Annotated in this window: 5 protein-coding genes; 4 read left to right on the top strand and 1 reads right to left on the bottom strand. The window is 58.6% G+C overall.

Going from position 1 to position 6507, the window contains the following annotated elements; genetic code table 11:
- Positions 1-848: 848 nt before the first annotated feature.
- The 4 genes from ACILRA_RS18090 to ACILRA_RS18105 all read left to right on the top strand — a co-directional run bounded on the left by ACILRA_RS18090 (position 849) and on the right by ACILRA_RS18105 (position 5457).
- Positions 849-1121: a hypothetical protein gene (locus tag ACILRA_RS18090; protein WP_395663461.1), complete on the top strand. Its 273-nt coding sequence runs from the start codon at positions 849-851 to the stop codon at positions 1119-1121.
- Between the two features lie 340 nt (positions 1122-1461).
- Positions 1462-2484, top strand: a complete 1023-nt coding sequence (locus ACILRA_RS18095; protein WP_395663462.1) for a glycosyltransferase — start codon at positions 1462-1464, stop codon at positions 2482-2484.
- Positions 2485-2879: 395 nt separating this feature from the next.
- Complete coding sequence (locus ACILRA_RS18100) at positions 2880-4877, top strand: hypothetical protein (RefSeq protein ID WP_395663463.1); 1998 nt, start codon at positions 2880-2882, stop codon at positions 4875-4877.
- Between the two features lie 52 nt (positions 4878-4929).
- The gene (locus tag ACILRA_RS18105; RefSeq protein WP_395663464.1) at positions 4930-5457 is read left to right on the top strand and encodes a hypothetical protein; all 528 of its coding nucleotides are present in this window, start codon (positions 4930-4932) and stop codon (positions 5455-5457) included.
- Between the two features lie 514 nt (positions 5458-5971).
- Here the strand turns inward: ACILRA_RS18105 and ACILRA_RS18110 are convergent.
- On the bottom strand, positions 5972-6507 hold a 536-nt coding region (locus ACILRA_RS18110; protein ID WP_395663465.1), incomplete at its 5' end, for a hypothetical protein.

Here is a 6507-nt window from a genome sequence, read left to right on the forward strand (position 1 = left end):
CTGACAGTCGGCGGCGGAAACGGTGAAACTGATACCATTGCGCATCCTTTAAGATTCGCACGTCAACAAGCCGTTGGGAACCTTCAATCGGACTCTTTTGTCCCGGCCAATCCACTAGCCCTCTCCAGGTCATTGCTGCCGATCATAATGTGAGTGAACACGTTAAGTCTCCGAAAGGGGCCTATTTGATCGTCTTGAGCGCGGTGACGATGCGCGGACCACAACATTCCGATGATCGTCAACGGCCCTTTCCGACCCTTTGACAACCGATTTGTCCTTCATGCCCGCGCATAAGGTCGGCAGCAAGCCCCGCACCGACACGCCTCGGAATCTCCGGCGGCTGCTTGACGCGAGCACCAACGTGGTCACTCAGGTTGGTCGGTGAAGGGCCGGACGTGGCGGACGCGTGTCGCTCCTCCGGCAAAGGTCACGCGTTCGAAGCGTGTCGAGCGCGACATTCGTGCAGGGCGGCGAGAATTCATGGAGCCGCTACAATAACATATCGGTGCCCAGTTTCATCCTGTCGGGCGCGCCATTCTCTTCAATGACTTAACCGCCTCGGGCGGATGACCCCAGAAAAATCAGCGAGACAACTGGCGAGACAAACGCCGGGGGCAGAGGTATGTTTACGCTTGGGAAACGACACCTCTAGGCGTGCGCGCGGCGAGGGCGCTGTGGCGCGGGGTCCTTGCCTAATGACCACCAACGTGACAGCAACTCCGAAACGTCGGTCCTCCGGTGGATATCGGATTCAGATTATCGTTTGCGGATCATGCTCAAGCAATTGAACTTGCGCGAGTTCTTTTCGACCAGGTGATTCCAACTGGTCGGAACGCGCGCTAGCCGGAATGCCACTAGAGAACGCCGGTTTTGGGGGGATTGAGGAGGCAGCCAAAGTGCAACTCAGCGCACTTTTGAAGGAACCGGAAAAGGCTGCCGATACGGTTGGTCACATCACGTTCTTCGATCAGCTGCAAAGCCTGTCCGACGCGATGAGGGCCGACGGAAACGACAAGGGTGCTCAGGATGTCATGGTGAAATCCATTGGCGTCATGAAGGCCCGCAAGATCCTGCCCTCGGTCATCGAGAGCGCAGAGCGGCAGGTCAAGCGGCGCAGCTGAGCCCTGTGTTGACCAGACGACTTCCGGAAGGCGGCCTTCGGGCCGCCTTTCACATGAGCGGCCAGAGACCGCCAGCCTCAAGTCACTCCGTCACGGCGCCCGTCATGGAAGAGACGTCGAGCACGCACTGATGCCGCAGATTGTGGACCTCGAAGGAGGCGAGCATTTTGTGAGAATTGGCTGGAATCGGTGTCATCACACCGTCAAGCAACTGCTACATTCAGTCATCATGGACATTCTTGCTGGCGCCTTGGTGGCATTTTCCGCTGTTGCACTCACGGCTCAGGCCGGCTCATGCGCCCTCACCTTCCTCAGGTTCCGGAAGGAGAGGACAGCCGCAATGCCCGTGGCACGCCCCGGCATCACCGTGGTGCGGCCCTTGTGCGGCCTTGAACCCTTCTCGCGGGAGACGCTGACGTCAACCTTCCAGATCGACTATCCCGACTATGAGGTTCTGTTCTGCGTGGCGGAGGAGCAAGATCCGATTCTGCCGCTCGCCCGCAAGCTTGTTGCCGAACACCCTGATCGAAGGGCGAGGGTCCTGACCGGCAAGGACAAACTCGGCGAGAACCCCAAACTGAACAACATGGCGAAGGGGTTTCGCGAGGCCCGCCACGACCATATCGTGTTTGTCGACAGCAATGTCTTCACGCCGCCGGACTACCTCGATCAACTCGTCAGAACACTTGAGAGCGGGGCAGGAATGGTTTCCGCCCCGCCAATCGGGCTTGCGGCACAGGGTTTCTGGGCCGAGGTCGAGTGCGCCTTCCTGAACGCCTATCAGGCCCGGATGCAATACACCGTCGACACGCTGGGCTTCGGTTTTGCCCAGGGCAAAACACTGTTCTTCCGCCGCGAAGATCTGGCGCATGGCGGTCTTGCAAGGCTGGCAGCAGAGCCCGCGGAAGATGCGGCGGCCACCAAGATGATGCATGCAAAAGGCCGCAACGTTCGGCTCGCGGGGCCTTTCCCCCAGCTGATCGGCCAACGCTCGGCGCGTCAGGTCTGGATGCGTCAGGTCCGCTGGGCCCGCCTCAGAAGGTCCACCTTCCCTCTGCACTATGCGGCCGAATGCTTTGCCGGGCCAATTCCCCCGCTTCTCGCGCTGCTCTTTGGCTTGTCGCTTCTGCAAGTGGACGCCACCGCCTTCCTTCTTGCCTTCCTGATGCTGTGGTATTCCACGGAATGGATCCTGTGCAGTGCGGCGGCCTGGCCGCGCTCCCTTTCAGCCTCGCTGCTTCGCGACCTGCTGCTTCCTGTGCTGTTCGTTGCCGGCTGGGCTGGCCGCAGTGTCGAATGGCACGGCCATCGTGTTCGGTTCTCCGAGGACGGAGCCTACGAAACGCAAGAACTTGGTTCGTAGAGTGCAATGCACAGATTGATGACCAACACTATTTCAGATTGCAGAAGCCGGGCTCGAATCATTACGGCAGCTGAAAGCACCTTTAAATTGCGCTCACAAGCACGGTACACGCCAAGTCTGGGAGCAGAAAAGCCAGTTTACTCACCTTTTGATTGTCGCATTACCCATTTAAAACCTGCAGTCTGCATCCGGTCATCATGATTGTCGCTGTCTCATGGAATTTCGTTTTCTTTTCATAGCGATTGGCTACAATCGTTTTCGCACGTGCGTCCGCGCCGTATGTCAGGGGTAGTACAATGAATTCATCGGCCTTCGCGAGAAAATCCGCCCGAGAACATGATCAGGATGGACTGGGGCCCGATTTCACCGGATCAAGGTCGCGTTGGTCGGATCGCATGGGGACGCACCGCCCGCTGACAGCGCGTCACGACGTCGAACGGTTCGATGCCATCAGCAAGCATCCGGCGAATGATGACCGCGCCCGGGGCCAGGGCCGGGTCAGCCTTGCCTTCGTTGGCTCACGCTATTTCTGGGCCGCCGCGGTCGCAACGGTTGCGTTCTGCTTGATCTTCACCGTGATCATGGGTTTCACCAGCACCAAAGCCCTCACAGCGCTGTTGCTCAACCCGGTACAATTCTCTCCGTTCCTGCTGTCGGTGGTGGTGATTGCGGCCATCCAATGGCTGCTCGCAATGTCTGCCCACCGTCAGGCCGTCAATTACGAAATGTGGCGGCGCATGATGACACTCACCCAGAGGCTCAACGACCCTGGACCCGTGGCAGAGGATGCGAGCCGCAATCTGACTGCTTCCTTCGACCGCCTGACCAATGACCTGGACACCCGCATGGCGGCTCTGGACGAGAGGACCAACGCGCTCTCCCAGCAGATGTCAGCCATCATGCAACAATCTGAAGCCTCAGCGGAACTCAACTTCGCGCAAATGCGCAGTATCGCCGATGCGACGGAAGTCCAGAAGGACTCCCTGCAGCGAATTGGCGCCGCGATATCGGCAGAGGTACTCCCCGTCATCAACAAGCTCGAGGGCACTGTTACCTCTCTCGAGGAAGCAACCCAGAGCGCCGGCGGCATTCTGGGAGCAGTCGGGGGACAACTGCAGCAGAGCACGCGCGAACTCCAGGTCTGCCTTGAGGAGTTCAACCGCGCCAATCACACGATAGCACCCGAAATCGAGAAGCGCGTTGCTCGCTTCGAGGCGACGATCTCACGCTTGCCCGATCAACTCGAAGCGACGTTGAGCCGCCTGAACCCGATTTCAGAGACCATTTCCGATGCGGCGATGCTTTCGACCGCCAATGTCGACGTCATGGAGCAGCTCGCGAAGGAAATCACGTCCAGCCTTCATAACAACCGCTTGCTGTTCAAGGACTTCTCCGACGAGAACAACGAATTGTTCCGTCACACCGTCGACAACCACGTTGAACGCTTCCGGGACATGCTGACGGCCGTCATCACGGAGGAAGTCACGCGTCTGTCGTCCATGTCGCGTGAGCTGGGCTTCCTGGCGGAAACCGCAAACTCGCTGGTCGACAAGTTGCACCATCCGGTTTCTCAGGTGTCGGTCACGGCCAACAAGGCACTGGCCGACATGACAGCCTCCGTCGCCCAACTCGATGAGAGGATCCAGAAGAACCTCGCTGCATCAGTCTCGCAACTCAACAATGCTGCCTCCCAGGTGATCAGCGCGGTAAGCCGCGAGATCGATGCGGCGACGATCGCACTCCAGACCCGGCTTGCGGCAAGTTCGAGCGATCTGGTGCAACGGGTGAACACCGATGCTGCACGGTTCGAAAACCTCATCGACGAGGCAGCGGAAAAGACATCACAGCGCATTGCAGGCGCAATAAGAGACCTTCCGGCCGCACTGTCCCTGCGGATGGAAGGCGAAATCGCCAAGGTGGATGGTTCGCTCAAGGGCTCAATCGTCGGCCTGTCTGACCAGATGCGCACAATCATTGACGGCATACCGACACGCCTCACCTCGATGACCCGCGACACGTTGCATGCTCTGGAAAGCAATCTTGAGCGGTCCTTCGAAGGGGTGGCGCAGCGCTCCGAAAGGCTGAACGACATGTTCAGACAAAAGGCAACTGACACGACAGAAGCAGTGCTTGAGAGCTACGTCGACTTCATCTTCCTCGCCCTGACGCGCTTCCGCTCGGAGATGGATGTCCTGAACGCTGCCTTCAGGAAGGAGATTGAAGCAAGTATTGCACTCATCCCCACGCCGAAAGAACCAGCGGCCATCAGCAGGTTGGCCGTTGCCGAAATACTCACGGATGATAGTGCTGGCCGCAGCCTTGCACAGGACGACGAGTCTTTGACTGCGAAACCCGAAGTGACATCCTCTTCACCGGCGACCAGCGACAGCTGATGCGAGGCCAATGAGCGATGGGAGACGCTCGTAACAGTTCAAGGCCAGTCCAATGTTGAACTGGCTCCGCAACCGCAAGCAGGCCGATGAGGTCTATCGAATCGTGCTGCGTCCATTCCTGCTGCTGCAATCGAGCAGTGAGCAGATATTGCCTGCGCTCTGGCAATCACCATACTGCTGCACTGTTTCATATTATTGGACCGCCGTCGTGGTAGAGGATCTCAGCGGGGAGCGTACCAATGACGGCAAACTTCGCGCCCTGCGCGAGGCTTTCTCCAGGCTTGTCGAGGGGGCCTATGGCGCGCCCCATGATGCCATGAAGCGCGTGCTTCCCGAAGGACACCCGATCCGGCGCCGCGCTCTGGCGGACTTGAAACGGGTTGTAGACCTTTACAATGGCAAGATTAATGACCGATATATGATCTATTCAGAGTATCGCGAGGCCATTTACGGAGACGGCCGGGCGGTACCTGACGGCGACAGATGGGGTCTTGACCAGGAGTATGCGTATGAAATCCTGCTTTCGAGCTATCTGGCTGCGAACTTTGTGACCAATGAGGAGGAGGAAGTATTATCGTGAGTTGCGTTGTTTTGTCCCATGTCGCGATTGTCGGCATGACACTGATCACCGGAGCCAATCAGGATGCGGAGTGAAGAGTTTGACGTCGTTCGGCAACTGATCTCGGGGCGAGGGCCCCAGACGCCTGAAACCACACTTACAGGGCGAACGCTGGCGCCGGCACCCTTCCGGGAGATCGACGGAGGGATCCTTGCCCGCCAATACATTGCTCATCGCAAATTCCTCGAATCGGAAGCCTCTGCGCGGCGGCTTGACGCCCCCGGTTCTGGCGAGTTCAAGGTACCGAAGCTTCGCGGTGAACGGCGGCCGTTACATCCGCAAGTTTACAACGAGCAGCAACCGGCAGGATTCTTCGCTTCGCTGTTCGGAATCCTACGACGCCGCTAGCGCGCGTTCCCAGCAGGTGGAATCACCTGGCCGAAAGGAACTCGCGCAAGATTGATTTCTTGAGCATGATCTTGTCGCAAAAGTGGTTTCCATTTTTGCGGCCAGATCATGCGCGAGCCCACGGGTCTCACTGCACCAGAGGCAGTGCGGCAAACAGCACGAAATAGAGTGTAACCGCCCAGACGACGATCAAGGCCACGGGCCGGACCATACTTGATCGATAGCCCTTCTTGCCGGGCTTTTGGACGGAGTGAGAAGTAGCGCTGGTGTCCACTGTTCCCGGTGAGGCTGCGTCACCCGGGGGCGGCGGGCCTGCAGGAAGCAAACCGAACTTTACCTTCAGCCATTCGGCGAAAAGCGCTTCTCCGCGAAAATGCTCATCAAGGACGGAGGTGAGGACCGTACGCATATCCTTGCCCGGCGAGGACATGCCAGCAGCTACAAGCTGGTTCAGGGTCAACGCCGCACCGGCGCGCGATCCCAGCAGCAGCAACTTCGCGAGCGACTGCACATCCGGGTCCTCGCCGAAATACTCACGGAAGAAACTCTTCTCCATTTCTTCGGCGAACCGCCAGGGCTCATCTCCGCATTCGCCGCGGAGATACGCTTCGTGAAAGGACTGGGACAGCGCTTCGGAGTAAAGTCCAAGCCGGGCGCAGATCC

The organism is Aestuariivirga sp. (assembly GCF_044239095.1).
Classification (GTDB): Bacteria; Pseudomonadota; Alphaproteobacteria; order Rhizobiales; family Aestuariivirgaceae; genus Aestuariivirga.